At 73.0% G+C, this 26,817-nt stretch carries 28 protein-coding genes and 1 riboswitch; of the genes, 5 read left to right on the top strand and 23 right to left on the bottom strand.

The window, feature by feature from the left end; genetic code table 11:
- The 12 genes from ABD901_RS31010 to ABD901_RS30955 all read right to left on the bottom strand — a co-directional run.
- On the bottom strand, window positions 1–769 hold a 769-nt coding region (locus tag ABD901_RS31010; protein ID WP_345131955.1), incomplete at its 3' end, for a nucleotide sugar dehydrogenase.
- A gap of 228 nt (window positions 770–997) precedes the next feature.
- Window positions 998–3,472 carry a phenylalanine--tRNA ligase subunit beta gene (gene pheT, locus ABD901_RS31005; RefSeq protein ID WP_345131954.1) on the bottom strand — a complete coding sequence of 825 codons (2,475 nt, stop codon included), beginning with the start codon at window positions 3,470–3,472 and terminating at the stop codon, window positions 998–1,000.
- Between the two features lies 1 nt (window position 3,473).
- Window positions 3,474–4,571: a phenylalanine--tRNA ligase subunit alpha gene (gene pheS / locus ABD901_RS31000; protein WP_345131953.1), complete on the bottom strand. Its 1,098-nt coding sequence runs from the start codon at window positions 4,569–4,571 to the stop codon at window positions 3,474–3,476.
- Window positions 4,572–4,712: 141 nt separating this feature from the next.
- Window positions 4,713–5,477 carry a TrmH family RNA methyltransferase gene (locus ABD901_RS30995; RefSeq protein WP_345131951.1) on the bottom strand — a complete coding sequence of 255 codons (765 nt, stop codon included), beginning with the start codon at window positions 5,475–5,477 and terminating at the stop codon, window positions 4,713–4,715.
- A 22-nt stretch (window positions 5,478–5,499) separates the two neighbouring features.
- On the bottom strand, window positions 5,500–5,865 hold the full coding sequence (rplT, locus tag ABD901_RS30990; protein ID WP_345131949.1) for a 50S ribosomal protein L20: 366 nt from the start codon (window positions 5,863–5,865) through the stop codon (window positions 5,500–5,502).
- An 81-nt stretch (window positions 5,866–5,946) separates the two neighbouring features.
- A complete protein-coding gene (gene rpmI / locus ABD901_RS30985) occupies window positions 5,947–6,141 on the bottom strand; it encodes a 50S ribosomal protein L35 (RefSeq protein WP_345131947.1) in 195 nt (64 codons plus the stop codon).
- 150 nt (window positions 6,142–6,291) lie between these two features.
- Window positions 6,292–6,912: a translation initiation factor IF-3 gene (gene infC, locus ABD901_RS30980; RefSeq protein ID WP_345131987.1), complete on the bottom strand. Its 621-nt coding sequence runs from the start codon at window positions 6,910–6,912 to the stop codon at window positions 6,292–6,294.
- Window positions 6,913–7,149: 237 nt separating this feature from the next.
- Window positions 7,150–7,614, bottom strand: a complete 465-nt coding sequence (locus ABD901_RS30975; RefSeq protein ID WP_345131945.1) for a PH domain-containing protein — start codon at window positions 7,612–7,614, stop codon at window positions 7,150–7,152.
- A 15-nt stretch (window positions 7,615–7,629) separates the two neighbouring features.
- Complete coding sequence (hisG, locus tag ABD901_RS30970) at window positions 7,630–8,481, bottom strand: ATP phosphoribosyltransferase (protein WP_345131943.1); 852 nt, start codon at window positions 8,479–8,481, stop codon at window positions 7,630–7,632.
- Window positions 8,482–8,533: 52 nt separating this feature from the next.
- A complete protein-coding gene (locus ABD901_RS30965) occupies window positions 8,534–8,797 on the bottom strand; it encodes a phosphoribosyl-ATP diphosphatase (RefSeq protein ID WP_380139083.1) in 264 nt (87 codons plus the stop codon).
- 65 nt (window positions 8,798–8,862) lie between these two features.
- Window positions 8,863–9,882: a GerMN domain-containing protein gene (locus ABD901_RS30960; RefSeq protein ID WP_345131941.1), complete on the bottom strand. Its 1,020-nt coding sequence runs from the start codon at window positions 9,880–9,882 to the stop codon at window positions 8,863–8,865.
- Window positions 9,879–10,430: a SigE family RNA polymerase sigma factor gene (locus ABD901_RS30955; protein WP_345131939.1), complete on the bottom strand. Its 552-nt coding sequence runs from the start codon at window positions 10,428–10,430 to the stop codon at window positions 9,879–9,881. The genes ABD901_RS30960 and ABD901_RS30955 overlap by 4 nt, the downstream gene beginning before the upstream one ends.
- Before the next feature lie 107 nt (window positions 10,431–10,537).
- Here ABD901_RS30955 and ABD901_RS30950 point away from each other — a divergent pair, with 107 nt between their 5' ends.
- Window positions 10,538–11,026 (top strand): hypothetical protein, encoded by a 489-nt coding sequence (locus tag ABD901_RS30950; protein WP_345131937.1) that lies wholly within the window; start codon window positions 10,538–10,540, stop codon window positions 11,024–11,026.
- Here the strand turns inward: ABD901_RS30950 and ABD901_RS30945 are convergent.
- Complete coding sequence (locus tag ABD901_RS30945) at window positions 11,023–11,613, bottom strand: DUF1963 domain-containing protein (protein WP_345131935.1); 591 nt, start codon at window positions 11,611–11,613, stop codon at window positions 11,023–11,025. The genes ABD901_RS30950 and ABD901_RS30945 overlap by 4 nt on opposite strands.
- A 188-nt stretch (window positions 11,614–11,801) precedes the next feature.
- Here ABD901_RS30945 and ABD901_RS30940 point away from each other — a divergent pair, with 188 nt between their 5' ends.
- Window positions 11,802–12,467 (top strand): DUF4097 family beta strand repeat-containing protein, encoded by a 666-nt coding sequence (locus ABD901_RS30940; protein ID WP_345131933.1) that lies wholly within the window; start codon window positions 11,802–11,804, stop codon window positions 12,465–12,467.
- 51 nt (window positions 12,468–12,518) lie between these two features.
- On the opposite strand, the gene ribH is transcribed toward ABD901_RS30940, so the two are convergent.
- The 6 genes from ribH to rpe all read right to left on the bottom strand — a co-directional run bounded on the left by ribH (window position 12,519) and on the right by rpe (window position 17,901).
- Window positions 12,519–12,995: a 6,7-dimethyl-8-ribityllumazine synthase gene (gene ribH / locus ABD901_RS30935; protein WP_345131931.1), complete on the bottom strand. Its 477-nt coding sequence runs from the start codon at window positions 12,993–12,995 to the stop codon at window positions 12,519–12,521.
- The gene (locus ABD901_RS30930) at window positions 12,995–14,239 is read right to left on the bottom strand and encodes a bifunctional 3,4-dihydroxy-2-butanone-4-phosphate synthase/GTP cyclohydrolase II (protein ID WP_345131929.1); all 1,245 of its coding nucleotides are present in this window, start codon (window positions 14,237–14,239) and stop codon (window positions 12,995–12,997) included. Before ABD901_RS30930 ends, ribH begins: the two co-directional genes overlap by 1 nt.
- Window positions 14,236–14,832 (bottom strand): riboflavin synthase, encoded by a 597-nt coding sequence (locus tag ABD901_RS30925; protein WP_345131985.1) that lies wholly within the window; start codon window positions 14,830–14,832, stop codon window positions 14,236–14,238. The genes ABD901_RS30930 and ABD901_RS30925 overlap by 4 nt, the downstream gene beginning before the upstream one ends.
- Window positions 14,833–14,836: 4 nt before the next feature.
- A complete protein-coding gene (gene ribD / locus ABD901_RS30920) occupies window positions 14,837–15,871 on the bottom strand; it encodes a bifunctional diaminohydroxyphosphoribosylaminopyrimidine deaminase/5-amino-6-(5-phosphoribosylamino)uracil reductase RibD (RefSeq protein WP_345131927.1) in 1,035 nt (344 codons plus the stop codon).
- A 131-nt stretch (window positions 15,872–16,002) separates the two neighbouring features.
- A riboswitch (FMN riboswitch) is annotated at window positions 16,003–16,151 on the bottom strand.
- Between the two features lie 67 nt (window positions 16,152–16,218).
- Window positions 16,219–17,178 carry a GGDEF domain-containing response regulator gene (locus ABD901_RS30915; RefSeq protein ID WP_345131983.1) on the bottom strand — a complete coding sequence of 320 codons (960 nt, stop codon included), beginning with the start codon at window positions 17,176–17,178 and terminating at the stop codon, window positions 16,219–16,221.
- Between the two features lie 60 nt (window positions 17,179–17,238).
- Window positions 17,239–17,901 (bottom strand): ribulose-phosphate 3-epimerase, encoded by a 663-nt coding sequence (gene rpe / locus ABD901_RS30910; RefSeq protein WP_345131925.1) that lies wholly within the window; start codon window positions 17,899–17,901, stop codon window positions 17,239–17,241.
- A gap of 88 nt (window positions 17,902–17,989) precedes the next feature.
- Here rpe and ABD901_RS30905 point away from each other — a divergent pair, with 88 nt between their 5' ends.
- Complete coding sequence (locus tag ABD901_RS30905; protein WP_345131923.1) at window positions 17,990–18,547, top strand: hemerythrin domain-containing protein; 558 nt, start codon at window positions 17,990–17,992, stop codon at window positions 18,545–18,547.
- Here the strand turns inward: ABD901_RS30905 and ABD901_RS30900 are convergent.
- The 3 genes from ABD901_RS30900 to def are packed head-to-tail and all read right to left on the bottom strand — an operon-like array spanning window position 18,530 to window position 21,476.
- On the bottom strand, window positions 18,530–19,972 hold the full coding sequence (locus tag ABD901_RS30900; protein WP_345131921.1) for an RsmB/NOP family class I SAM-dependent RNA methyltransferase: 1,443 nt from the start codon (window positions 19,970–19,972) through the stop codon (window positions 18,530–18,532). The genes ABD901_RS30905 and ABD901_RS30900 overlap by 18 nt on opposite strands.
- Window positions 19,972–20,931, bottom strand: coding sequence for a methionyl-tRNA formyltransferase (gene fmt / locus ABD901_RS30895; protein WP_345131919.1), 960 nt, complete (start codon window positions 20,929–20,931; stop codon window positions 19,972–19,974). Before fmt ends, ABD901_RS30900 begins: the two co-directional genes overlap by 1 nt.
- Complete coding sequence (gene def, locus ABD901_RS30890) at window positions 20,928–21,476, bottom strand: peptide deformylase (protein WP_345131917.1); 549 nt, start codon at window positions 21,474–21,476, stop codon at window positions 20,928–20,930. Before def ends, fmt begins: the two co-directional genes overlap by 4 nt.
- A gap of 841 nt (window positions 21,477–22,317) precedes the next feature.
- Here def and ABD901_RS30885 point away from each other — a divergent pair.
- Both ABD901_RS30885 and ABD901_RS30880 read left to right on the top strand, forming a co-directional pair.
- The gene (locus ABD901_RS30885; RefSeq protein ID WP_345131915.1) at window positions 22,318–24,045 is read left to right on the top strand and encodes an ABC transporter ATP-binding protein; all 1,728 of its coding nucleotides are present in this window, start codon (window positions 22,318–22,320) and stop codon (window positions 24,043–24,045) included.
- A complete protein-coding gene (locus ABD901_RS30880; RefSeq protein WP_345131913.1) occupies window positions 24,042–24,611 on the top strand; it encodes a P-loop nucleotide/nucleoside kinase family protein in 570 nt (189 codons plus the stop codon). The genes ABD901_RS30885 and ABD901_RS30880 overlap by 4 nt, the downstream gene beginning before the upstream one ends.
- 232 nt (window positions 24,612–24,843) lie before the next feature.
- Here the strand turns inward: ABD901_RS30880 and ABD901_RS30875 are convergent, their stop codons facing one another.
- The gene (locus ABD901_RS30875; protein ID WP_345131981.1) at window positions 24,844–26,748 is read right to left on the bottom strand and encodes a primosomal protein N'; all 1,905 of its coding nucleotides are present in this window, start codon (window positions 26,746–26,748) and stop codon (window positions 24,844–24,846) included.
- Window positions 26,749–26,817 lie beyond the last annotated feature (69 nt).

Raw genomic sequence — 26,817 nt, 5'->3', positions numbered from 1 at the left:
GCATGTCCGTGGCCCGCGGGTACTGGAATCGGATCGCGTGCCGGATCCGCTCGAAGTCCAGACCGAAGTCGTTGGACATCATCCAGAACTGGTTCGCCGCGGCGAACTTGATGTACCGCCAGGTGTTCGTGAAGAGCTTGGCCAGCTCCGCCTCCTCCGGCTCGAGGATGACGATCTGGCTGGCGAGGTTGCGGAAGAGCTTCTCGGCGCGCTCGGCCGCCTCCGGCGTGCGTGCGGCGACGATCTGCGGCAGCTCGAACAGCTCCGTCATCGCCTTGCCCTCGGCGATGCGCTCCGGGCAGAAGGCGACGTCGGCGTTCACCCCCAGCTTCTTGATGAGCTTCTCGGTGAGCGCGGTCACCCCCGGGTGAACGGTGCTGCGCAGGACGATGAGCTGGCCGTCGCGCAGGTACTCCGCGCAGCGCTCGATCGCCTTCGGCACCGCCGCGATGTTCGGGTTGAGGTGCTCGTCGACCGGGGTGCCCACGATGACGACGAGGTTCTCGGCCTCGGCCACCGAGGCCGGGTCGGTGCTGGCCTTGAGCCGCCCCTCGGCCACCGCGCGGGCGAGCGGCTCGGCGGCGCCCTCCTCGTCGAACGGCAGCGTGCCGCTGTTGACCACGGCGACGGCGGCCTCGTTGATGTCGTACAGGGTCACCTGCAGCCCACGGGAGGCCAGGGCGATGCCGAGTGGGAGCCCCACCCGGCCGCAACCGCCGATCACCACGACGTCGGTGGTGAACCCCGCCGATGCACTGACGTCTGACACGCGCTACCCCTTCAGGAAGATCGTGATCGGATCCGGCGTCATGACGCGGGCCGACCCTCATACGACGCCGCGAGCTGCGCGGAAAGTTGGGCTCGGCGCCGTGACGGTACCATCTCCGCTCCGCACCGGCCCGATCGCACAGGCCACACTGAGTCCGATATCGGATGCACGTGACGGCGGCCACATCCCAAGCATGTGACCGCCGTCGATGCTCTGGTCACGGCGCGATCACGCGCCGCGCAGCACCGCCCCGAAGCGCTCGGCCGCGACCGACACGGCGGCGTCGCGCGCGGCGAGCGCCTCCTCGCCGGTCAGCGTGCGGTCCGCGGCGCGGAACGTGAGCTTGTACGCCAGGGACTTGCGCCCCTCGCCGAGCTGCGCACCGGAGTACACGTCGAACAGCCGCACCGACTCGAGCAGCTCCCCCGCGCCCTCGGCGAGCGCGGCCTCGACGTCGCCGGCCGGGGTGGCCGCGTCGACGACGAGCGCGACGTCGATCAGCGCCGTCGGGAAGCTCGACAGCCGCGGCGCGATCCACACGCCGGGGATCGGCAGCGCGTCGAGGTCCAGCTCCATGGCCACGGTGCGCCGGGGCAGGTCCAGGTCGGCGCAGACCGCCGGGTGCAGCTCGCCCGCGTGCCCGACGACGGTGTCGCCGACGACCAGCGCGGCGCAGCGCCCCGGGTGCCACGGCGCCTGCGTCGCGGCGCGGACGGTCAGCTCGGCGCCGGCCGCCGCGGCGACGGTCCGGGCCGCCTCGACCGCGTCGGCCCAGTCGGCCGCGCGCCCGGCGCCCCACCAGCCGGCCGGCTCGGCGTCGCCGGCGATGACCGCGGCGACGTGCCACGGCTGGTGCGGCAGCAGCTCGTCGATCGCGGCCAGGTCCGCCTCGCTGGGCGGCCCGTCGATGCCGGCCGCCGGCGCGACCGGCACCGGCCCGCCGGGCAGGATGACCGGCGCGATCTCGAACAGCGCGACGTCGCGGTGGCCGCGGCCGAGGTTGCGCCGCAGCGCCGCGAGCAGCGGCGGCAGCAGCGTGGTGCGCAGCCCGGGCTCCTCGTCGGAGATCGGGTTGCGCAGCAGCACCATGTCGCGGCGCGGGTCGTCCTCGGGGATGCGCAGCGCCTCGAGCGTGTGCGCGCCGACGAACGGGTAGCTCAGCGTCTCGACGTAGCCCGCGTCGGCGAGCGCCCGCCCGACCGTGCGCCGGCGGCGCTGGGTCGCGGTGAGCCCCCGCCCGGGCGGCGCGACCGGCAGGACGCTGGGGATCCGGTCGTACCCGTCGAGGCGCAGCACCTCCTCGGCGAGGTCGGCCGGGTCGTTGAGGTCGTGCCGCCAGCTCGGCGGGGTGACGGTGAGCCGGTCATTCACGGCCACGACCTGGGTGCCGATCATCGCGAGGATCTCCAGCACCCGCTCCGGCGTGTAGTCGACCCCGGCCAGCTCCGACGGGCGGCGCACCGACATCGTGATCGACGCCGGCGGCACCACCGCGTAGACGTCGGTGACGCCGGTGGACACGGTGCCGCCGCCGTACTCGGCGAGCAGGGCGGCCGCGCGGGCGCACGCCGCCGCGGTGATCTGCGGGTCGACGCCGCGCTCGTAGCGCTTGCCGGCCTCGCTGGGCAGCTTGTGCCGGCGGATCGTGCGCGCGACCGAGCGCGGGTCCCAGTGCGCGGCCTCGAACAGCACGTCGACCGTGTCCGGCGCGACCTCGGTGGTGGTGCCGCCCATGACCGCGGCGAGCGAGACCACGCCGGTGCCGTCGGTGATGACGATGTCCTCGGGGTCGAGGACCCGGTTGACGCCGTCGAGCGTGGTGAGCTTCTCCCCGGCCTTGGCGCGGCGCACGACCAGCGGGCCGGTGAGCCGGCCGAGGTCCCAGGCGTGCATCGGCTGGCCCATCTCGATCATCACGTAGTTGGTGATGTCGACGGGCAGCGAGATGGACCGGATGCCGGCCGTGGCCAGGCGGGCCTTGATCCAGGCCGGGGTGGCCGCGGCCGGGTCGACGCCGCGCACGGCGACGGCGGTGAACCGGTCGCAGGCGACGCTGTCGAGGACCTCGATCGGGTAGGCCTCCGACCCGTCACCCTCCAGGGGGAGCACCGCCGCGACCGGGTCGCGGTAGGCGCCGCCGAGGGAGTGCGACAGCTCGCGGGCGATGCCGCGCACCGAGAAGCAGTACCCGCGGTCGGGGGTGATGTTGATCTCGACCACGACGTCGTCGAGCCCGACGATCGGCCGCGCCTCGTCGCCCGGCTTCGAGCTGTCCGGCGGCAGGACGATGATCCCGTCGTGGTCGTCGCTGATGCCGAGCTCCTGGCCCGAGCAGATCATGCCGTTGGAGACGTGGCCGTAGGTCTTGCGTGCGGAGATGGCGAACCCGCCGGGCAGGACCGCGCCGGGCAGCGCCACCACGACGAGGTCGCCCTCGGCGAAGTTGCGCGCGCCGCAGATGATGCCCTGGGGCTGCTCGCCGCCGACGTCGACGAGGCAGTACCGGATGGGCTTCTTCAGCCCCTGCAGCTCCTCGATGTTCTCGACGCGGCCGACGACGAGCGGCCCGGTGACGCTGGCGCCGGCGTCGAGCAGCTCCTCGACCTCCAGGCCGACCTTGACGAGGGCCTTCTCCAGCCCGTCGCCGTCCAGGTCGGCCGGCAGGTCGACGTGCTCGCGCAGCCACGAAAGCGAAACGCGCACCTCAGGCCTCCCATCCGAACGCCCGCGCGTACCGCACGTCGCCCTCCACCATGTCGCGCATGTCCGGCGCCTCGTTGCGGAACATCAGCGCCCGCTCGATGCCCATGCCGAACGCGAAGCCGGAGTACTCCTCCGGGTCGATCCCGCACGCGCGCAGCACCCGCGGGTTGACCATGCCGCAGCCGCCCCACTCGACCCAGCGCGGGCCGTCGCGGTGCTGCGGGAACCACAGGTCGATCTCGGCGCCGGGCTCGACGAACGGGAAGTACGACGGGCGGAGCCGGGTCCGGGCCTGCTCGCCGAACATGCCCTTAACGAACTTGTCGAGGGTGCCCTTGAGGTGGCCCATCGTGATGCCCTTGTCGACGACGAGGCCCTCGACCTGGTGGAACACCGGGGTGTGGGTCGCGTCGAGCTCGTCGGTGCGGTACGCCCGGCCGGGGCAGACGATGTAGATCGGCGGCCGGCGGGTCGTCATCGTGCGCGCCTGCACCGGCGAGGTGTGGGTGCGCAGCACGATGCGCGAGTCCTCCTCGCGGTGCGCGCCGGCGCCGTCGGAACCAGCGGCGACGAAGAACGTGTCCATCATCGAGCGCGCCGGGTGGTCCGGGTGCATGTTGAGGGCGTCGAAGTTGTACCACTCCCACTCGACCTCGGGCCCCTCGGCGACCTCGTAGCCCATGCTCACGAACAGGTCGCCGACCCGCTCCATGATCTTGGTCAGCGGGTGCTGCGCCCCGGCCGGGCGCCGCCCGGTCGGCAGCGTGACGTCGACCGTCTCCTGGACCAGGACACGCTCCTCGCGCTCGGCGGTGAGCGCCGCGAGGCGGGCGTCGAACGCGGACTGGATCGCCACGCGGGCGAGGTTGACGCGCTTGCCGGCGTCGGCCTTGGCGGCCGGCGGCAGCGAGCCGATCTCGCGGCGGGCGAGGGACACGGGCGCCTTGTCGCCGAGGTGCTGGTGCTTCAGCGCGGCGAGCGCATCGAGGTCGCCGGCACCGGCGAACGCCTTGTCGGCCCCGGCCACCGCGTCGTCGAGCGCGGTCTGGTCGAGCAGGGCCGGCTGCTTCGGATCGTACGGATCATTGCGGTAGGTCATCGGACTCTTCCCACGGGAGATTGGCCTCGGACAGTGTAGTGAGGTCCGCCCGCCGGCCGTGGGAAGGTGTCAGGGGGTGCCGCTAGAGAACGCGCTGCCCTGTCCGCCCACCGTCACCGGCGGGCTGCATAAACAGCGTCATCACGCACCCCTCATCGCTTTCGCGGAACTGTACAAGCATACTGCCGCGGCCGCAGCCAGATTCAGGCTCTCGGCGCCCCCGTACAGCGGCACCCGGACGCGGCGGTCGGCGTCGAGGTCCTTGGGCAGCCCGTGCGCCTCGGAGCCGAACAGCCAGGCGGTGGGCATTGAAAGGGCTTCGTCGAGGTCGAACAGGTCACTGTCGCCGTATCCGTCGGCGGCGAGCACCTGGACGCCGGCGGCGCGCAGGGCGGCAACGGTACCGGCGGTGTCGCGGGCGCGCACCACGGAGACGTGGAAGAGGCTGCCGGCGGAGGAGCGCACGGCCTTGCCGTTGTACGGGTCGACGGCGTCGCCGGCGAAGATCACGGCGGTGGCGCCCGCCGCGTCGGCGGTGCGCAGGACGGTGCCGGCGTTGCCGGGGTCGCGGATGTCGACGCAGACGGCGATCAGCCGGGGTCCGCCCGAAAGGACCGTGGCGAGCGGGACGTCCCGCTGGCGGCACACGGCGACGAGGCCCTGGGGCTGCATGGTGTCGGCGAGGGCCTGCATGGCGCTGTCGTCGACGAGGGAGGCGTCCTGGGCCAGCTCGGGATAGCGGCGGGCGGCCTCGGCGGTGGCGAAGAGCTCGGTGACGACGCCGGTGCGCAGCGCCTCGCGGACGGCCTGCGGGCCCTCGGCCAGGAAGCGGCCGGTCTCGTCGCGGTCCCGGCGGCGATGCAGGCGCCGGGCGGCGACGACCCGGGGCGTTCGAACGGTGAACACCCCGGGTCGCGACTGCTGTGCGTCAGACTGCGGCGGCAACGGCCGTCTTCGCCACCTGGACCAGGCCGCTGAACGCCTTCGAGTCGCTGACAGCGAGCTCGGCGAGGATCTTGCGGTCGACCTCGACGCCGGCGAGGCGCAGGCCCTGGATGAGGCGGTTGTAGGTCATGCCGTTCGCGCGGGCCGCGGCGTTGATGCGGGTGATCCACAGCTGGCGGAAGTCACCCTTGCGGTCGCGACGGTCGCGGTAGGCGTACTGCATCGAGTGCAGCACCTGCTCCTTGGCCTTGCGGTACAGCCGCGAGCGCTGCCCGCGATAACCGCTGGCGGTCTCCAGGACGGTGCGGCGCTTCTTCTGGGCATTCACTGCCCGCTTCACGCGTGCCACGGTTCTAACTCCTCATGCGAGACCGGCCCGGGGCCGTGGGCCGGTCGAAAGTCGAAAAGGTCGGGGGGAGAAGCGCCGCTGTTATCGGCCGAGGAGCTTGTTGACCTTGCGGGACTCCGAGTGCCCGAGCTCGACGTTGCCGCTGAGGCGGCGGGTGCGCCGGCTGGACTTGACCTCGAGCAGGTGCCGCTTACCCGCCGGCTCGCTGAGGATCTTGCCGCGACCGGTGATCTTCACGCGCTTCTTCATCCCGGAGTGCGGTTTGAACTTCGGCATGCTTGTGTTGCCCTTCATTCATCGGGTGCACCGGCACCCCGCCAGTTCTTCAGGACCGGTAGGGTGCCTCGGCGCTCCGGCGCGCAGCCGGGAACTCCGCGTTGTGCGGGGCCCGCCCGCACGACGCGGCTGGTTGATATGACGGTGCTGTTACGCCTGGTCGGCGGTGACGACCTCGGGCAGCTCGGCGACTGGTTCGCCCTCCGGGCCCGGTGCGCCGTCCGCCTTGGTTTCGCGGCTCTGCGTGGCCGCGGCCTTCACGTTGCGGTGCGGTGCCAAGACCATGATCATGTTACGGCCGTCCTGCTTGGGCGCGGCCTCGACGAAGCCCAGCTCCGAGATCTCCTCCGAGAGCTTGCGCAGCAGCCGGAAACCAAGCTCCGGGCGGCTCTGCTCGCGGCCACGGAACATGATCGTTACCTTGACCTTGTCGCCCGCCTTCAGGAACCGCACTACGTGACCCTTCTTGGTCTCGTAGTCGTGCGGATCGATCTTCGGGCGGAGCTTCATCTCCTTGATGACGGTCTGCTGCTGGTTACGCCGGGCTTCCCGGGCCTTGAGCGCGCTCTCGTACTTGAACTTGCCGAAGTCCATGAGCTTGCAAACGGGCGGGCGTGCCATGGGCGCAACTTCGACCAGGTCCAGGTCCACGTCGGCGGCCAGCTGGAGTGCGCGCTCGAGCGGGACGATGCCCACCTGCTCACCCTCCGGGCCGACCAGCCGGACCTCACGTGCCCGGATCTGTTCGTTGACGCGTGGCTCGACGCTGATGTGGCCTCCTCGATAGGTGTTTCAACTCCTGCGGTCAACGCATCCCGCAAGTCCGAAATTTCCGGCAACGCAAAAAACCCCGCCGCGCAAACGCGCAGGCGAGGGCCGCTTCGACCGGACCACAGCAGACGCTGCGGATCGATCGGACCGGACCCGGCCGCCTGAAAGCTGCGCGGGTGGGGACCTTGCGGCCCCGCTTCGGACACCCCGGTTGGGTCGGGATGCGGTCGACGCTGGCTACTCTACCACGGTCGGTGTCAAGCTCGCCGTGTGCAGGGCCCGAAGGGCGCGGGCGGCCTTGACGGCGTAGTCCTTGTCGGACATCTGCACCGCCATGACCGCCACGCGCTCGTCGTCGTGCAGGTCGAGGGTGAGCCAGGGCGCGCCGCGGCCGAAGGTGACCCCGCGCACCACGTCCCAGGGCAGGTCGTAGCTGCCGATGATGTTGCGCACCCGCACGCCCTGCTCGTCGGCCTCGACCCGGGGCCGGGTCATCAGCAGGATGCCGGCGGCGGCGCACAGGCCGAGGCCGATCATCGCCGCCTGGTCGCCGCGCTGGAAGTACCCAGGCCCGTCGCCGGTCTTGCCGTGCAGGCCGAACGCGATGAGCGTGAAGACCACGACGACGACGAAGGCCAGGACGTAAGCGATGAAGCGGGCCCGCTGGGGCCGTGCCGTCACGGGCGTAGGGGTGCTGCTCACGGCCCTAGTCTGCCACTACAGCCGGCAGGCGTGGATTCCGGTCACCAGGATGGCGCGGGCGCCCACGTCGTAGAGCTCGTCCATGATCCGGTGCACGTCGGCCTGTGGCACCATCGCCTGCACGGCGACCCAGCCCTCGCGGTGCAGCGGGGAGATGGTCGGCGACTCGATGCCGGGGGTCAGCGCGACGGCCGCGTCGAGCGAGTCGGCCCGCACGTCGTAGGCGAGCATGACGTACTGCCGGGCGACGAGCACGCCCTGCAGGCGGCGCAGCAGCTGCGGCACCCCGTTGGGCAGCTCCTCGCCCTCCCGGCGGATCAGCACCGCCGAGGACGTGAGGATGGGCTCGCCGATCGTGTCCAGGCCGGCCTGGCGCAGCGTCTTGCCGGTCTCCACCACGTCGGCGATGACGTCGGCCACGCCGAGGCGGATCGCGTTCTCCACGGCGCCGTCGAGCCGGATGACCTCGGCGGTCACGCCGTGCTCGGCGAAGTAGCGCTCCATGACGCCGGGGTAGGCGGTGGCGACCCGCAGCCCCTCGAGGTCCGACGGCGCGGAGCCCTTGACGGAGCCGGGCACCGCGGCGAAGCGGAACGTGGCGCGGCCGAAGTTGAGGTCGAGCACCTCCACGGCCGGGCTGCCCGCGTCGATGAGCAGGTCACGGCCGGTGATGCCCAGGTCGAGGTCGCCGGAGCCGACGTAGGTGGCGATGTCGCGCGGGCGCAGGTAGAAGAACTCGACGCCGTTGGGCTCGTCGCGGCAGAGCAGGTCCTTCGGGTCCGAACGCTGCCGGTAGCCGGCCTCCTGCAGCATCGTGGCGGCGGGCTGGGCGAGGGTGCCCTTGTTGGGCACGGCGATGCGAAGCATGTGAGCTGGTCTCCAGACGGGTGACGGGGATGTGGCAGGGGCGGCGACCGACCTACAGATGTCGGTAGACGTCCTCCAGCGACAGCCCTGTCGCCAGCATCAGGCACTGCACCTGGTACAGCAGCTGCGAAAGCTCCTCGGCGGTGCGCTCCCGGCCCTCGTGCTCGGCCGCCATCCAGCTCTCGGCGGCCTCCTCGACGACCTTCTTGCCGATGAAATGCACGCCCTTCTCCAGCGCCGCGACGGTGCCGGATCCGGGTGTGCCGGCCGCCGCCTTGGCGCTCAGCTCGGCGAACAGCTCGTCGAAGGTCTTCACGGGCACGAATTCTCGCAGGCCTTGCGCCCGAAACGGAATCCGATTGATGACAGGCGTGGCGCGGCTCACCCCACCGAGAACTCGTGGTCGTCGACCCACTGGACGCTGCTGTCCTTCGGCGAGATGTAGAAGGACTCCACCGTGTACCGCCCGGGCGGCAGCGTCACCGGGACCCGCGCCTCGCCGAGCGCCGGCGCACCGACGCTGAGCTGCACGACCTTCTCGTACACCACGCGACCTCCGTCGCCGCGGATGCGCAGGTTGACCGTGCCCTCCCAGACGATCCCGGCGAGGTACACCGTGAAGCTCTTGCCGACCTGCGCGCCCTGCGCCGGCTCGATCACCCAGACCGGGGCCTGCACGTCGAGCATCGGGGCCTGGTGCAGCACCCCGGCGGTGTCGGCGCTGCCCCACAGCCGCGCCACCGGCGCGCCGTCGACGAGGATGCGCACGCCGTCGCTCTTCCTGATGGAGGTGTACGTCGAGACGGCCGAGACCGTGTACACCAGCTGCTGCACGGCGAGCGCGGCCGGCCCGTCGTCCGCCGGCCCGGAGCCGACGTCGCCGAGGTCGACGGTGACCGTCGCGCCGTCGATGCCGATCCCGCGCACGGTGACGCCGGCGGGCCACAGGGTGCGGTAGTCCGGGTCGGCGGCGCGGCCCTGCAGCGACATCTCGACGGCGGCGCGGATGCGGCCGCGGTCGGTGTCCTCGGCGAGCGTCGCGGGCCGGAACTCCCGGTACAGGCGCCCGTCGCGGGCGAAGTACACGGGCAGGTTGACCGGCCTGGCGCCGGGCCCGACGCTGGTGCTTGGCACCGCGGACGTGTCGGGAACGACGGTGCTGCTCGTGGCGGGCGTCGGCGGACGGTCGGAGCGGTTGTCATTGAACACCACCACGCCCGCCGCGATCGCGGTCGCGACCGCCGCCACGGCGCCGATCATCGCCCAGCCGCCGCGCCGCCGCGCCCGGGCCGTGCGCATCCGGATCCGGGGCAGGGCGTCCGGCGACGTCTCGACCTCGTCCGCCCGGGCCCGCAGCGCCGCGCGCAGCCGCTCCTCGGGCGTGGCTCCCTGTGGCGTCATAGCGTCCGCTCCAGGCTCTGACGCAGCGCCGCCATGCCGCGGGCCGCGTGACTCTTGACGGCGCCGCGGCTGACCCCCATGGCGTCGGCTATCTCGGCCTCGGACAGCTCGCCGTAGTACCGCAGGACGATCGCCTCGCGCTGGCGGGTCGGCAGGCGGCGTACCGCATCCAGGACCTCACGGTGTGCGAGCAGGCTCAGCGCGCCCGTCTCCGCGCTCGCCACCACCTGCAACTGTGCCTCCTCCCGGGCGAGGTGGCGCTCGGCCACCCCGCGCTTGCGCAGCGCCGAGCGGGCGCCGTTGACCACGCTCGTGCGCAGGTATGGCAGCGCCTTGTCCGCGTCGCGCAGCCGCCACCAGCGGCGGTGCAGGGCGACGTACGCGTCCTGGACCACGTCCTCGGCCAGCCCGGAGTCGTGCAGCAGCAGTACCGCGAGGCGCACCAGCCCGCGGTAGTGCGCGGCGAACAGCGCGCCGATCGCGTCGTCGGCGCTCCAGCCCCGGGCGTTCTCGTCGCGCGCCGGTTCATCGGGGGTCGCAACCTGCACCGGCCCACCGTCCCATGCCGCGGCTGCGGCGTCGGCCATCACATCCAATCGACGCGCAGGTGTGCCCATCGGTTTACCGGACTGATCGCGTGGTTACCCTGTGCCTCGTGGATACGGAGCCGAAGTACACCGACGAAGAGTGGGGCCTGCTCGTCGGCCTCCCCCAGTCCGTCCTGATCGCCGCGTCCCAGGCCGAGGCCGACGGCAGCCGGCGCACGCGCGAGGAGTGGACGGCCGGCATGACGACCATCGCCGACGGCCGCGGCTCGTCCAGCCCGCTCGTGGCGAAGGTCGCGGACGAGGTCGTCGCGCGCCAGGGCGACGTCACCCACGGCGACGAGCCCCCGGTCATCGAGTTCCCGGACCGCGAAGCCGGCCTGGCCGACGTCATCACCCGGGCCCGCTCGGCGAACGAGCTGCTGGCCGGGAAGGCCGCACCGGCCGACGCCGAGGCGTACCGCTTCTGGCTCGTCACCCTGGCCGACGAGGTCGTCGGCGCGGCTCGCACCGGCGGCGTCCTGGGCCTCGGCGGCGATCAGGTCACTCCCGCCGAGCGCACCTTCCGCGACGAGCTGGCGACCGCGCTGGAGGTCTAGGAGTCCTCGACCAGGAACTGCCCGCGCCGCCCGTCGGCGGACAACAGCGCGAACGCGAGCGGCGCCGCACCGAGGTTCAGATAGAACGGGGTCCAGTTCGTGGCGAGCCGCAACAGCCCTCGCCACGCTCCCCCGTCCTTGTGCGGCGGTGGCGCCGCCCCGCCGATCGCATCGTCCTCGGGCTGCGCACCGAGGACGAGCTCGACGGTGTACTCGGCGGCCGACCCGTCCGGGTCGTAGAGCGTGGGCCCTTCGCGCAGGTCGCGCACCTCCCCGCCGTAGTCACCGCCCGGCTGGACGATGACGGCGTTCTCTCCCCCGTCGGGATAGATCACGTCGGGGTCGAAGTCCTCGACGTCGCGCCCGTGCTCGCCGTGCGTCACGAACACGTACGCGAGCCCTTCGCCGCCGACCAACCGCAGGTCGATCTGCGCGACGAACCGCATGGGCGTGCCCCAGCCGGCGCTGACCGGCCACTGCGGCTCCCCGATCCAGTGCGGCTGCCCACCGAACTTGGTGACCGCCCCGACGACGGGCTCCTCGGCCCGCTCGAACCCCGCGATGCGCCACTCAACCGGCATCGCCATAGCGTTCACCCTCATCTCGATGCAACGAGCGGCGCCCTGAGCGTTGCGTTGATTTTCAAGTGTTGCAACGATATTCGGCATCTGAACTGCGCTTATGCCTGCCTTGCGCAACGAGTATGTTGCACACTCTGCGAACGCAACGTAGCGTTTCTGACATCGGAAACAGCGCAGCCACAGAGGAGAACACGATGAACACCTTCGACACCACCGCCCCGATCGCCGCCGTCATCGACGTCCCCGCCGGGCGGGTGCAGGTCATCGCCGCCGACCGGGCGAACGCCACGGTCGAGGTCCGCCCGGCCGACGCCGGCAAGGGCCGCGACGTGAAGGCGGCCGAGCAGACGACGGTCGAGTTCCGCGACGGCGTCCTGCACGTCCAGGCTCCCCCGGCCCGGCACCAGGTCCTCGGCCCCTCCGGCTCGGTCGAGGTGACCGTCCAGCTGCCGGCCGGCTCCAAGGTCACCGCGAAGGCCGCCGCCGCCGAGTTCCGCGCCGTCGGCCGCCTCGGCGACGTCGCCTTCGACGGCGCGCACGGCACGGTCAAGGTCGACGAGGCCGCGAGCCTGAAGCTGACCGCGCACGTCGGCGACGTCGTCGTCGGCCGCCTGACCGGCCCCGCCGAGATCAGCACGGCCAAGGGCGACATCCGCATCGCCGAGGCCGCCGCCGGCGCGGTCGTGCTGAGCACGCAGGCCGGCAACATCGAGGTCGGCGCCGCCCGCGGCGTCTCGGCGTCGCTGGACGCCGGCACCGGCCTGGGCCGCATCGACAACTCGCTGAAGAACGACGGCGCCGCGGACCTGGACATCCGCGCCACCACCGGCTACGGGGACATCACCGCCCGCAGCCTGTGAACAGAGCGACAGATCCGGACGGCGGGGCCGTCCGGATCTGTCGTGCGTGGGTCAGGACTTGGCGACCAGGCGCAGCGCGACCGCCGCGTCCAGTGCCGCCAGCGCCGCGCCGTAGCCCTTGTCCTCGGCGGAGTCGGGGAAGCCGGCGCGTGTCCGGGCCTGCTCGTAGTTGTCCACCGTGAGCACGCCGTGCGCCACCGGGGTGGACTCGTCCAGGGCGACCCGGGTGAGGCCGTCGGTGACGGACTGGCAGACGTACTCGAAGTGCGCCGTGTCGCCCCGGATCACCACGCCCAGTGCGACCACCGCGTCGAAGCGCTGCGCCAGCGCCTGGGCCAGCACCGGAAGCTCGACGGCGCCGTCCACGCGCGCGACCGCGATGTGGTCGACGTTGGACGCCTCGCCGGCCTCGATCGCCCGGTTGAGCATGTGGTCGACCAGTTCGCCGTGCCAACGGGTGGCCACGATGCCGAGCGTCAAACCCGTGCCGTCCACCCGTTGCAGGACGGGTGCCCCACTCCCAGCCATTACGCCAGTCCCTCCGCGACCTCGTCGAGCTCGTCCAGCAGGTGACCCATCCGGTCCCGCTTGGTGCGCAGGTAGCGCACGTTCTCCGGGTGCGGCCGGGTCGGCAGGGGCACGCGACCCAGCACGGACAGACCGTACCCCTCCAGGCCCGCCCGCTTGGCCGGGTTGTTCGTGAGCAGTCGCATCGTCTTGATGCCGAGATCGACGAGGATCTGCGCGCCGGTGCCGTAGTCGCGGGCGTCGGCGGGCAGGCCCAGGTCCAGGTTGGCGTCGACAGTGTCCCGGCCGAGGTCCTGCAGCTGGTACGCCTGCAGCTTGTGCATCAGGCCGATGCCCCGGCCCTCGTGCCCGCGCATGTACAGCACCACGCCCCGGCCCTCGGCCGCGACCATCTTCATGGACGCCTCGAGCTGCGGGCCGCAGTCGCAGCGCACGGAGCTGAACACGTCGCCGGTGAGGCACTCGGAGTGCACGCGGACGAGGACGTCCTCGCCGTCGCCGAGGTCGCCGTAGACGAGGGCGATGTGCTCGCCGTTGCCGAACTGCTGCGTGTAGCCGACCGCGCGGAAGACGCCGTGCTCGGTGGGCAGCCGGGTCTCGACGACGCGCTCGATCTGCTTCTCGGTGTGCCGCCGGTACGCGATGAGGTCGGCGATGCTGATCAGCGCCAGGTCGTGCTCGGCGGCGAACCTGCGCAGGTCGGGCAGGCGCATCATCGTGCCGTCGTCGTTGACCATCTCGCACAGCACGCCGGCCGGGCTCAGGCCGGCCATCGTCGCGAGGTCCACGGCGGCCTCGGTGTGCCCGGCCCGGCGCAGCACGCCGCCGTCCTTGGCCCGCAGCGGCACGATGTGCCCCGGGCGGGAGAGGTCGTCCGGCCGGGTGTCGGGCGAGGAGAGCAGCTTGATGGTGCGGGCCCGGTCGGCTGCGGAGATCCCGGTGGTACCGCCGAAGCGCGCGTCGACGGTCACCGTGTACGCGGTGCCGCGCCGGTCCTGGTTCGTGCGGTACATCGGCGGGAGGTCCAGCCGGTCGGCCTCGGCTTCGGTGATCGGCACGCAGATGTACCCGGAGGTGTAGCGCACCATGAACGCGACCAGCTCCGGCGTGGCGAACTCGGCCGCGAAGATCAGGTCGCCCTCGTTCTCGCGGTCCTCGTCGTCCACGACGATGACCGCCCGACCGGCGGCGATGTCCTTGACGGCCCGCTCGATCGGGTCGAGGCCGGTGACCGGGGCGCTCATGACCGGGCCTTTCCGAGCAGCTTCTCCACGTACTTCGCCATGATGTCGACCTCCAGGTTGACCCGCTCGCCGACGCCCTTGGCGCCGAGCGTGGTGAGCTTGAGCGTTGTCGGGATGAGCCCGACCGAGAACGTGTCGTCCGTGACGGACGCCACGGTCAGCGAGATCCCATCGACGGTGATCGAGCCTTTCTCGACCACGTAGCGGCCCAGCCCCTCCGGCAGCGCGAACGTCACCGTCTCCCACTGGTCGCCGGCCTCCCGCGACAGGATCGAGCCGACCCCGTCGACGTGGCCCTGCACGATGTGCCCGCCGAGCCGGGTGGCGACGGTCGCGGCGCGCTCGAGGTTCACCGGCGCGCCGGAGCTCAGCGCGCCGAGGGTCGAGCGCTTGAGCGTCTCGCCCATCACGTCCGCGGTGAACACGCCGTCCTCGTTGTCGACCACGGTCAGGCAGACCCCGTTGACGGAGATCGAGTCGCCGTGGGCGGCGTCGGAGGTCACGGTGGCCCCGCGGATCGCGAGCCGGGCGGAGTCGCCCAGCTCGTCGATCGCGACGACCGTGCCCAGCTCTTCGATGATGCCGGTGAACACTTGCTCACGCACCTTTCACTGTTGCCGTCAGGCGCACGTCCGGCCCGATCCTGGCAAGGTCGACAACGTCGAGCGTCAATGCTTCGGCGATGCTGGAAATTCCCGCGAAGCCCAGCGCCGCGGGTCCGGCGCCGAGCAGCTTGGGCGCGAGGTACGCCACGACCCGGTCCACCAGCCCCGCCGCCAGGAACGCGCCCGCCAGCGTCGGGCCACCCTCCAGCAGCGCGACGCGGACCCCGCGCGCGTACAGCTCGCGCAACATGGCGGGCAGGTCGGCCCGCCCGTCCTCCCCCGGCGCGACGACCCACGTCGGCGCCGAAGAGTCGAAAACCTGCAAACCGGATTCGGTACCCCGTGAGCCTGCGACGATCACGCGCAGCGGCTGGCGGGCCGCGAGCTCGCCCTCCGGCGACCGGACGGTCAGCTGCGGATCGTCGGCCAGCACGGTGCCGATCCCGGCGATGATCGCGTCCACGCCGCCGCGCAGCCGGTGCACGTCGGCCCGGGCGGCCGGCGACGTGATCCACTTGCTGGTGCCGTCGGCCGCGGCGGAGCGCCCGTCGAGCGTGGCCGCGAACTTCCAGATGACGTAAGGGGTGCCGCGCGTAACGGCGGTGAGCCAGCCCTCCATGGCGTCGTGGGCGAGCTCGTGCAGTACCGAACCCATGTCGACGACGACCCCGGCGGACCGCAACGTCTCGGCACCGCCCGCGGCCAGCGGGTTCGGGTCGCGGACGCCGACCACGACGCGCGCCACCCCCGCCGCGACCAGGGCGCGCGAGCACGGCCCGGTGCGCCCGGTGTGGTTGCAGGGCTCCAGCGTGACGTAGGCGGTGCCGCCCCGCGCCCGCTCCCCCGCCCGCTCGATCGCCCGCACCTCGGCGTGCGGCCCGCCGGCCGGCGCCGTGCGCCCCTCGCCGGCGATCCGCCCGTCGGGCCCGACGATGACGCAGCCGACGTTGGGGTTGGGGCTGGTCTCGCCGAGGCTCAGGCGCGCCAGGTCGATGGCGCGCCGCATGAACGTCTCGTCGTCTGCCATGTCCCTCTCCGCTGGTCCCTCATCCGCGTGGTTCGTGATCACACGCGGGGGGACGCCACGGAACCCGGCAAAGCGCCGGGGAGCGCGCAGCAGCCCACCGGACCGCCCGCGAACGGACGGCACCGGATCCCGCGCGCTGAACTCCCATCCGGACTATGACCGTCGGCCCTGGACTCACACCAGGTCCACCGGCCGATGGCTTCGACCGGGTCGCGGGCTTCCGGCCCGTGTCGGGCCGATTACCGCCGGTTCGGAATTTCACCGAGCCCCGCCAGCGCGTGGTGGGTACGTAACTTGAGTCTTGCACACAACCCCCGGTCCTTACCGGGTCAAGTCCGGGATGTGCGTCACAGCTCCACGGCGCTGCGGCGGTCGACCGCCACGTAGTTGCCGTTGTGCTTCTTGGCCACCTTCTTCATCTCGGTGGCGATCGCGATGATCTCCCGCGGGTCGGTGAAGTTCCCGCTCTCGGGCGTGCCGATGGCCACCCCGATCGACAGCGTGACCAGGTTGGGCTGCTGGACCTCCCCGGCGCGCGAGATCACCTCGATGTAGCCGCGCTCGGCGTCCACGGGGTCGTAGAGCGCGTCGGAGGCCGCCTGGAACTCGAGGATCGCCTTGGTCGTGAGCTCCTTGAGCTGCTCCGGCGTGCACACGACCAGGAAGTCGTCCCCGCCGATGTGCCCGAGGAACGCGGGCGGCAGCCCGACCTCGACGACGGCCCGGTGCAGGGCCCGGGCGAGCGAGATGATGAACTCGTCCCCGCGCGCGAACCCGTACACGTCGTTGACCGGCTTGAACCGGTCGATGTCGACGTGCGAGACCGCGAAATCGCTCCCCGCCCGCGCCCGGTCGGTGATCTCCCGCAGGATCCGCGTGTTGCCGGGCAGGCCGGTCAGCGGCGAGACCTCCCGGTTCTCCTGGTTGCGCCGCAGCGTGGAGCGCACCCGGGCGACCAGCTCCAGCGTGTCGAACGGCTTGACCAGGTAGTCGTCGGCACCCGCCTGCAGCCCGATCACCTTGTCGGCCGTCTGGCCCCGCGCCGTCAGCAGGATCACCGGCATCGAGGCGGTCATCGGATCGGCCCGCAGCCGCCGCGTGAGCTCGAGCCCGTTGAGCTGCGGCATCATCCAGTCCACGACGGCGAGCGCCGGCTTGTACTCCAGGATCAGCGCGAGCGCGGTGGCCCCGTCGTGCGCCAGCAGCGTGTCGAACCCCTCGAGGTTGAGATTGACCTCGATGAACCGCGCGATATCGGCATCGTCGTCAACCACGAGAATGACGTCACGTTCGCCCACTGCCGTCAGGTCTCCTCACCGCACCATGCAAGCCGTGCTGTTGGACCGTACCCCGCCGGTCGCGCTGCGTCAGCTCCCCGTTGCGATGGCCCGCAGCTTCCGCACGGCCGCCGCGGGGTCCTCGGCCCCATAGACCGCCGTCCCGGCGACGAACGTGTCGGCCCCCGCCTCGGCGCAGGCGTAGATCGTGTCGTCGGCAACGCCGCCGTCGACCTCGATGCGCAGCTCGAGATGCCCGCTGTCGATGTACCGCCGGGCGGCCCGGACCTTGTCCAGCAGCTGCGGCATGAACGCCTGGCCGCCGAAGCCGGCCTTGATCGTCATGATGAGCAGCAGGTCGAAGTGCGGCAGCAGCTCGAGGTACCCCTCGACGGCGGTGTCCCGGTCGATCGCCAGGCCGGCCCGGCTCCCCGCGGCCCGCAGGTCCTTGGCGATCGCCACCGGATCGGTGGCCGCCTCGGCGTGGAACGTGACGTTGTACGCCCCGGCGTTGGCGTAGTCGACCGCCCACCGGGCCGGGTCGGCGATCATGAGGTGACAGTCGAACGGCAGCGTGGTCGCCTTGCGCAGGCTCTGCACCACCGGCAGCCCTATCGTCAGGTTGGGCACGAAGTGGTAGTCCATGACATCCACGTGCAACCAGTCCGCGGCCCCTTCCACGGCCCGGGCCTCATCGGCCAGCCGAGCGAAGTCCGCAGCGAGAATCGAAGGCGCGATCACGTTGTCCGACACAGCGTGATGCTATCGGCCCGCCTACCTGGGCGCGTTCGTTCGGGTGTTGTCCGGCGGATCGGCCGCCGGGGCTGCGAGAATGGTCACCATGGATGTGGTCGAGGCGATCGTTGGCGATCACGTGCGGTTCGAACAGCTGCTGCGCGCGCTGCGGGTCCGCGACGTCGACCTGGACGCCGTGCGGGAGCGGCGCGCGGCGCTGCGGGCCGAGCTGGCGCACCTGCTCATCGGGCACGCGATCGCCGAGGAGTCGGAGGTCTACCCGAAGCTGCGCGAGCTCGCTGGCGGCGGGGCGCACGTCGAGCACGGCGCGGACGAGCACGTCGAGGGGCACCGCAGGCTGCTGGCGCTGCTCGACGTCGGCGACGTGCTGTCGCCCGCGTTCGACCGGGCCGTGGGCAAGCTGGCCAACTCGCTCGCGCACCACGTCGACGAGGAGGAGCGCACGCTGCTCAACGACGCGCGGCTCCACCTCGGCGGGGCCGCCCGCGAGGCGCTCGGCGCGGCCTGGCTCGCCGAGCGCGACCGGCTCATCGCGACGGGATGCGGCAGCCGCGCGGCCGTCGCGGCGCTCGTGCCGGACGCGCCCTCCGGAGTGCCTGCGCAGCGGCGATCGGCCGACGCCCCGCTACGCGGACCGGCGTAGGAGCGCCACGAACATCGCGTCGGTGCCGTGGCGATGCGGCCAGAGCTGCACCGTGGGCCCGCTGCCGATCTCCGGCAGCGAGGACGGCAGATACGGGCGGGCGTCCACGAGATCCACGTCGATCGGCGAGCGCCGGGCCGCCTCCGTGACCGAGACCTCCGTCTCCGCCTGGTGCGGCGAGCACGTCACGTAGGCGACGACGCCGCCCGGTCGTACCGCGGAGAAGGCCGCCTGCAACAGCTCCCGCTGCAGCCGGGTCAGCGGCGGCAGGTCCGACGGCTGGCGGCGCCACCGCGCCTCCGGGCGCCGGCGCAGCGCGCCGAGGCCCGTGCACGGCGCGTCGACCAGCACGCGGTCGAACGCGCCGAGCGGCAGGTCGGGGTCCTTGCCGACGTCGCGGCCGTCGGCGTTGATCGTGTAGACCGGCAGGCCCTTGGTGGCCTGGGCGACCAGCGCCGCCCGGTGGTGTGCCACCTCGACCGCGGTGACGTGCGCTCCCCGCTCCGCGGCGATCGCGCCGAGCAGGCCCGCCTTGCCACCGGGGCCGGCGCACAGGTCGAGCCAGCGCTCGTCCGGGCCGTCGAGCGGCGCCGAGGCGAGGACGGCGGCGACGAGCTGGCTGCCCTCGTCCTGCACGTGCGCCAGGCCCTCGCGGATCGCGGGGATCGAGCCGGGGTCGCCGCCACCGGACAGGATCACGGCATAGGGCGAGTAGCGGCCCACCGTGGCGCCCCGCAGGGAGGCGGCGAGGTCGGCGGTGGCGATGCGGCCGGGGCGGGCACAGAGGTGTACCGCCGCCGGAAGATTGTCGGCGTCGAGGGCCAGCTCCGCCTCGTCCAGCGAACCCAGGGCGTCGGTGAACGCGTTCACGATCCACTGCGGGTGCGCGTGCACGAGCGCGGCGCGGGCGGCCGGGTCGGCCGGGGCCAGGCGCTGCATCCACTCGGCGCGATCGGACTCGCCGACCCGGCGCAGGACCGCGTTGGCGAAGCCGGCGGCGCCCGGCACCAGCGAGCGGACCAGGTCGACCGTCGTCGCCACGGCCGCGTGCGCGCCCACGCGCATGTGCAGCAGCTGGTAGGCCCCGATCCGCAGCGCGTCGCGCACCGGCGGGTCGATGCGCTCGACCGCCCGGTCCGCGGCCGCGGCCACGATGGCGTCCAGGGTGCCGGTCTGGCGCAGCGCGCCGTACGTCAGCTCGGTGGCGAACGCCGCGTCGCGCCCGCTGACGCCGTTCTCGCGCAGCAGGCGCGGCAGGACCAGGTTGGCGTAGGCGTCGTCGCGGTGCACGGCGGCGACGGCCTCGTACGCGACCTCGCGCGCCGGGTCGATCGCCGGGCGGCCACCGCGCGGCGGCCGGGCGAGCCGGTCGTCCCGCCCGCCGGCCGGGCGCTGGCCGGGTCCGCGCCGGGGCGCAGACCTCATCAAGACACGCTCTCCATCAGCACACTCTCCCCCGACTCCACCCGGGCGCCGCGCGCCCAGGCGTCGGCGGGCATCGGCTTCTTGCCCGGCGCGGTGACCGTGCCGAGGACGACCGGGACCGTGCCGGTGCCGGCGAGCACCCGGTTGCGCTCGACGGTGAGCACCCCCGGCGCCGTCGCGGGCGGCCCGGCGATGACGGTGGCGGCGGTGAGCGGCGTCACGGGCCCGAGCTTGAGCCGCTCGCCCCGGAACGTCGTCCACGCGCCCGGCGCCGGCGTGCAGGCCCGGATCCGCCGGTCGACCGCGAACGCCGGATCGGCCCAGCGCACCGCCGCGTCCTCGACGGAAAGCTTCGGGGCGCCCGAGATGCCTTCATGCGGCTGCGGTACCGCGGACAGCGCACCGTCCCCGATCCCGTCCAGGACCCGCACGAGCAGCTCGGCGCCCGAGACCGAGAGCCGCTCCAGCAGGTCGCCGGAGGTGTCGCGCGGCCCGATCGGCTCGGTCAGCGTTCCGTAGACCGGGCCGGTGTCCAGCCCCTCCTCCAGCAGGAAGACGCTGGCCCCGGTGATCTCGTCGCCGTGCAGGACGGCGTGCTGCACGGGCGCGGCGCCCCGCCAGGCGGGCAGCAGCGAGAAGTGCAGGTTGACCCAGCCGTGCCGCGGGATGTCGAGGGCGGCCCGCGGTACAAGCGCGCCGTATGCCACCACCGGCGCGCAGTCCGGCTCCAGGGCGCGCAGCTGCTCGAGGAACTCCGGGTCCCGCGGCTTGGCCGGGGTCAGCACCGGGATGCCCCGCTCGCTCGCCCAGGCGCTGACCGGGGAGGGCACGAGCTGGCGGCCCCGGCCGGAGGGCGCGTCGGGGCGTGTGACGACCGCCACGAGCTCGTGCTGCGAGGCGGCGATGGCGTCGAGGGCGGGCACGGCCACGGCCGGGGTCCCCGCGAAGACCAGCCTCACCGGATGCCGAACAGTCCGTGCGGGCTGGCCTTGACGACTGGCGGCGCATCGGGGTTGTACCACTCGGCCGCCCGGATCTCCTTCATCGCCTGCTTGCGCCGCTCGGCGTCGAGCCGGTCGACGAACAGCACCCCGTCGAGGTGGTCGGTCTCGTGCTGCGCGCAGCGGGCCATCAGCCCGGTGCCGACGACCTGGATCGCCTCGCCGTGCTTGTCGAAGCCCTTGGCGATGACGTTCTGCCGCCGCTTGGTGTCGACGTACACCCCCGGGATGGACAGGCAGCCTTCGGGGCCGTCCTGCTCCTCCTCGTCGGGGAACTCGAGAACCGGGTTGATCAGGTGCCCGACGACGTCGTCGACGTCGAAGGTGAACACCCGCAGCCCGACCCCGATCTGCGGGGCGGCGAGCCCGGTGCCGTTCTGCTGGCGCATCGTGTCGAGCAGGTCGCTCACGAGCTTGCGCAGCTCCTTGTCGAAGTCGACGACCGCGTCGGCGGGCGTGCGCAGCACAGGGTCGCCGAACAGGCGGACGGACTGGACGGTCAAGCGGCACCTCATTTGTCCGATTTGCAAGTTTCCCCGAATTCGGGTCGTTCAAGTCTAGGCTAGTGCTGTCACCACGAACGCTGACCGGATGGTGACGTTCGCGGTTCCTCGCCGCGCGATGCGGTCGAGCGACTCCTCATCACGGTGAATGGTGAGGCGGGCCACAGCCGGCCAGCGGATCCGTCACCGTCGGACCGCCCACGCAACGTGGCCGGCGACGACGGCGCGGATCACGCCGGGACGACCCGGCACCAGGTAGGTGCCGACCGACTCGACGGTGCGTAACGGCGCGCGGCAGGACTGCCGCCGCGGTGCGGACGCCGCCTCGGTTGGCTCCAGGAGTCCGAGTGGCGATGGTGGCGGCCGCGAAGAGGTCGCGATGCCCGCCGGTGCGGCACCATCCCGCGACGCCGTCGCGGGAACCGCGCCGTGGTGCAGCCTGTCCGGCGCCGCTTTGCGGCGGCGAACCAGGCATCGGCGTAGCGCCGCAGCACCGATCGGGCTCCGACTGTGTCCAGGTCGCCGAAGGTGGCCGGCCCCGCCGCGGTGAGTTCGCGGCACAACGCCTGATAGGACGCGAGCGGCGAATCGCCGTGCCGCCTTCGCCGGCTATTGATCTCCAGCACACAAGCCCAGACATCACCGGCCGACCGCAACAACCCGTAACAGCGGCCTCGTTGGGCCCGAGTCAGACGCAGCCCGACCCTGGCGGTGCGAAGCACCACCGGTGGGGCATCCGAATCGCGTCGGCGAGGCATGCCGCGATCCCATCACATGGGTACGACAAAACGGTGCCCAGCGGAAGCGGTCGGCACCGGCGGGGGCGCATTACCGTTGGAGCGTGTCCGACACGCCTCGCGTCTCGTTGCGGTCGTTGCTGCCCTACCTTCGCGATCACCGGGCCACCCTCGTCGTCGTCGGGGTCCTCTCCCTCTTCGGTTCCGTCACCACCCTCGCCCAGCCGCTGCTCACCCGGCAGGTCCTCGACGGCCTGCAGGCCTCGCACCCGGTGTGGCGCACCGTCGCGTTGCTCGTCGTGGTGCTCGCCGCCGTCGCGCTGCTCAACGCGCTGCGCGACTTCCTGCTCCAGCGCACCGCCGAAGGACTGGTGCTCACCTCGCGCCGGCGGCTGACGCGGCACCTGCTGCGGCTGCCCATCAGCGAGTACGACCAGCGCCGCACCGGCGACCTGCTCTCCCGCGTCGGCGCGGACACCACCCTGCTGCGGGCGGTCGTCACCTCGGGCCTGTTCGAGACGGTCACCGGCGCCGTCATGGTGGCCGGCGCCGCGACCGCGATGGTGCTGCTCGACCCGATCCTGTTCCTCACCGCCGGCGGCGGGCTGGCGCTCGGGCTGTCGATCGCGGTGGTGTTCTCCCGCCGCGTGCGCCCGGCGTCGGAGGCGGCGCAGGCGCGCATCGGCGAGATGACCAGCGCCGTCGAGCGGGCGCTGTCGGCCGCGCGCACGATCCGGGCCAGCAACGCCGAGGAGCGCGAGATCGCCACCGTCGAGTCGAGCGCCGAGGAGGCGTACGAGGCGGGCGTGCGCATCGCCCGCCTGCAGGCGCTCGTCGGCCCGGCCAGCATCGCCGCGATCCAGGGCGCGTTCCTGCTGCTGCTCGGCGTCGGCGGCGCGCGGGTGGCCGCCGGCACGATCAGCGTCGGCGACCTCGTGGCGTTCGTGCTGTACCTGTTCTTCCTGGTCATGCCGCTGGGGCAGGCCCTGCACGCCTACACGCAGCTGCAGACGGGCCTGGGCGCCCTGCAACGGATGGAAGACATCCTGGCGGTACCCCTGGAGCCCGACGCCGGCACCGCAGGCCCCGCCGGCGGCCTGCTGGCGGTGTCCTTCGACCGCGTCACCTTCGGGTACGCGGCCGCGTCCGAGCCGGTGCTGTCCGACGTGTCGTTCACGGTCCCCTACGGCACGCGCACCGCCCTGGTCGGCCCGTCCGGCGCCGGCAAGTCCACGCTGCTGCAGCTGGTCGAGCGCTTCTACGACGTGACCGGCGGCGCGGTGCGGGTGGCCGGTGTCGACGTGCGCGAAATGCCCCGGCAGGCGCTGCGGGCCCAACTCGGGTACGTCGAGCAGGAGGCGCCCGTCCTCGCCGGCACACTGCGGGAGAACCTGCGCCTGACGATGCCCGGCGCGAGCGAGGCGCAGATGCTGTCGGTGCTGGCCGCCGTCAACCTCACCGACATCGTCGGGCGCACGCCGCAGGGCCTGGACGCCCAGGTCGGCGAGGGCGGCGTGCTGCTGTCCGGCGGCGAGCGCCAGCGGCTCGCGATCGCGCGCACCTTGCTGGCCGCGCCGCCGATCCTGCTGCTCGACGAGCCGACGTCCAACCTGGACGCCCGCAACGAGGTGGCGCTGCGCGAGGCCATCGACACCGTCGCCCGCGACCGCACGATGATCGTCGTGGCGCACCGCCTGTCGACGGTCGTGGACGCGGACCAGATCGTCGTCCTCGAGGCCGGCCGCGTCGCCGCCGTCGGCCGGCACGAGGAGCTGCTCGAGACCAGCCCGCTGTACCGCGAGCTGGCCACCAACCAGCTCCTGGTCGCATGAGCCCCGACAACGCGCCCGCCTGGGTCGTCGCCGGCCCTCCGGGCGCCGGCAAGTCCACGGTCGCCGCCCTGCTGCTGCGCCTGCTCGCCCCGACGCCCGCCCTGCTGGACAAGGACACCGTCTACGGCGACTTCGTCGCGGCCACCCTCGCCGCCGCGGGCCGCCCACCGGGCGAGCGCGAGGGCCCGTGGTACGACGCCAACATCAAGCTCCACGAGTACGCCGGCCTGGCCGCGACGGCCCGCGAGATCCGCGCGCACGGCTGTCCAGTGCTGCTGTCGGCCCCGTTCACCGGCCAGATCTCCGACCCGGCCCGCTGGGCGTCGTTCGTGTCCGCACTCGGCGGCGAGCCGGTGCGCCTGGTGTGGGTCCGCTCCGACGCGCAGACGCTGCGCTCGCGGCTGACGGCCCGCGGCTCCTACCGCGACGGCCAGAAGCTGGCCCGCTGGCCGGAGTTCCTGGCCGCGATCCCGCCGGACCGCCCACCGGCGGTGCCACACCTGGAGGTCGACAACCGCGCCGGCGCCCCGCCACTCCTGGAGACCCTCCGCTCAGCCCTGACCTGACGCCCCGCGCACCACTCCCACGCGACACCACGGCATCGACCACCGTCCACGCACCGCCGCACCCTCACCTCGGCCTCGACCTGAACACATGATCGTGGAGACAAACGCCGACAGGCCCCGCCCGGCTGGCATTTGCCCGTATTTATCGCCTGACGAGGAATAAATCCGACAAGTCGTGGCGCGGAGCGCCCGACTTGTCGGGAACCAAACAAAACCAGAGCGACCAGAGCGACTAGAGCAGGTTGAGTGGGTCGATCTGGATGCGCACCGGGTCGGCGGACTTGCGCACCGAGCGCGCCCCGGCCGCCGCCTTGAGCGACAGCGCGAGCGCCTTGCCGGCCGACCGGGCGGTGCGGACCAGCATGCGCTCCTGGCCCTCGGCGGCGGGTACCGGACCGAGCACCTCGGCGCCCGGCGGCAGCTCGGCCAGCGACAGCAGCTCGGCCACCGCCGCGGCCGGCCCGGTCAGGGCGGCGATGCGCACCGCGGGAGGAAAGCCCAGCTCGCGGCGGTCGGCGAGCTCCCGCGCGGCCAGCCAGGCCGGGTCGAAGCGCAGCAGGGCCTGTACCGCCGGCAGGCCCCCGTCGGCGACGACCACGACCGGCGCGGCGGCGCGGGCCAGGGACGCCGCGGCGAACCAGCGGCGCAGCGCCTCCTCGGTGCCCCGCAGGTCGGCGCGGGTGAGGAAGGCCCACGCGTCGAGCAGCAGGATCGCGCCGTAGCCGCCGTCGGCCACTGGCTCGGCGCCGGGGGTGGAGACGACGAGGGCGGGCTCCCGCGGTACCGAGGAAAGGACCTCGTCCCGGCCCGACGTGCGCACGACCGTGCCGGGGAAGGCGCGCGCCAGCTCCTCGGCGGTGCGGCGGGCGCCGACGACCGCGGCGCGCAAGCGGCGGCCGCCGCACTCGGGGCAGGCGTGGCCGGCGGCGGGGCGGCCGCACCAGCGGCACGACGGGACGCCGTCCGCGGCGGGCAGGGCCAGCGGGCCGGAGCAGTGTGCGCAGCGCGCGGGGGTGTAGCAGTCGGCGCAGGCGACCGCGGGCAGGTAGCCGCGGCGAGGGACCTGGATGAGCACCGGGGCGCCGCCGGCCAGGGCGTCGCGCGCGGCCCGCCACGCGACGGACGGCAGGCGCGCGGCGGCCGCCTGCGGGTCGCGGGCGCGCTCGTGCTCGCCGACGGTGAGCACCCGGGGCATGCGCCGGCGCAGCTCGTCGCGGGCGGCGCCGACCTCGATCGCCCAGCCGGTCTCGACGAGCTGCTGTGCCTCCGCGGTACGACCGAAGCCGCCCACGATCGCCGCGCAGCCCTCCTGCTCGGCGCGGGCCAGCAGGACCTGCCGCGCGTGCGGGTAGGGCGCGCGCGGCTCGCTGTGCAGGTCGTCGCCGTCGTCCCAGATCGCGACCAGGCCCAGCGCGGCGACCGGGGCGAACGCGGCGGCCCTCGTGCCGATGACGATCCCGGCGGTACCGCGGGACGCCGCCAGGAACCGCTTGTACCGCTCGGCGGGGCCCAGCGCGGCGGACAGCGCGACATGATGCCCGGGCCCGCCGAGGACGCGCAGCAGCGCGGCGTCGAGGCGGTCGAGGTCGCGGGCGTCGGCGACGACGATGAGCGCGCCGCGGCCGGCGAGCAGCGCGGTGGCGGCGGCCTCGGCGAGGCGTGCCGGCCAGTCCTCGCCGGGCATGGCGGTCCAGACGGCGCGCGGCATCCGGCCGCCGGCGAGGGCCCGCAGCAGCGCGGCGCCGGCCGTGTAGCGGGCCCAGCCGTCGGGCGGGACGGCCGGCGCGTCGAGTTCGGGTGCGGTCGCGGGCGGGGCGGTCTCGGCCCTGGCGTGCCGCGGCGGGACGGCCAGGCGCAGCACGTCGGAGAGGGTGCCGGCGTAGCGGTCGGCGATCTCGCGGGCCAGGCGCGCGACCTGCGGTGTCAGCACGGGTTCGGCCGACACGGCGCGCTCGAGGAAGTGCAGCCGGCCCTCGTGCTCGGTCTCGGCGGTGCGCTCCAGGACGAAGCCGTCGACGAGCTGGCCGGCGAAGCGGACCCGGACGCGGGTGCCCGGCAGGGCCGTGCCGGCGGCGTTGTGCGGCACGAGGTAGTCGAAGGGCCGGTCGAGGTGCGGCAGCGGGCTGTCGACGCACACGCGCGCGATCGGGGAATCGTCGGCGGCGCGTTTCGGGGGCGCCTCGGCGCGGGCGGCGCGGGCCCGGCC

Source organism: Dactylosporangium darangshiense, assembly GCF_039537565.1.
GTDB lineage: Bacteria > Actinomycetota > Actinomycetes > Mycobacteriales > Micromonosporaceae > Dactylosporangium > Dactylosporangium darangshiense.
This window is presented reverse-complemented; position numbering and strand designations above follow the sequence as displayed.

Coding starts and splice junctions, on each gene's coding strand:
- pheS (WP_345131953.1), bottom strand. CDS start 4,571: ATGACCTACCGCAATGATCCGTACGATCCGAAGCAGCCGGCCCTGCTC.
- rpmI (WP_345131947.1), bottom strand. CDS start 6,141: ATGCCGAAGTTCAAACCGCACTCCGGGATGAAGAAGCGCGTGAAGATC.
- hisG (WP_345131943.1), bottom strand. CDS start 8,481: ATGCTTCGCATCGCCGTGCCCAACAAGGGCACCCTCGCCCAGCCCGCC.
- ABD901_RS30960 (WP_345131941.1), bottom strand. CDS start 9,882: ATGACGCCACAGGGAGCCACGCCCGAGGAGCGGCTGCGCGCGGCGCTG.
- ABD901_RS30945 (WP_345131935.1), bottom strand. CDS start 11,613: ATGGCGATGCCGGTTGAGTGGCGCATCGCGGGGTTCGAGCGGGCCGAG.
- ABD901_RS30940 (WP_345131933.1), top strand. CDS start 11,802: ATGAACACCTTCGACACCACCGCCCCGATCGCCGCCGTCATCGACGTC.
- ribH (WP_345131931.1), bottom strand. CDS start 12,995: ATGGCTGGGAGTGGGGCACCCGTCCTGCAACGGGTGGACGGCACGGGT.
- ABD901_RS30930 (WP_345131929.1), bottom strand. CDS start 14,239: ATGAGCGCCCCGGTCACCGGCCTCGACCCGATCGAGCGGGCCGTCAAG.
- ribD (WP_345131927.1), bottom strand. CDS start 15,871: ATGGCAGACGACGAGACGTTCATGCGGCGCGCCATCGACCTGGCGCGC.
- ABD901_RS30905 (WP_345131923.1), top strand. CDS start 17,990: ATGGATGTGGTCGAGGCGATCGTTGGCGATCACGTGCGGTTCGAACAG.
- ABD901_RS30900 (WP_345131921.1), bottom strand. CDS start 19,972: ATGAGGTCTGCGCCCCGGCGCGGACCCGGCCAGCGCCCGGCCGGCGGG.
- ABD901_RS30880 (WP_345131913.1), top strand. CDS start 24,042: ATGAGCCCCGACAACGCGCCCGCCTGGGTCGTCGCCGGCCCTCCGGGC.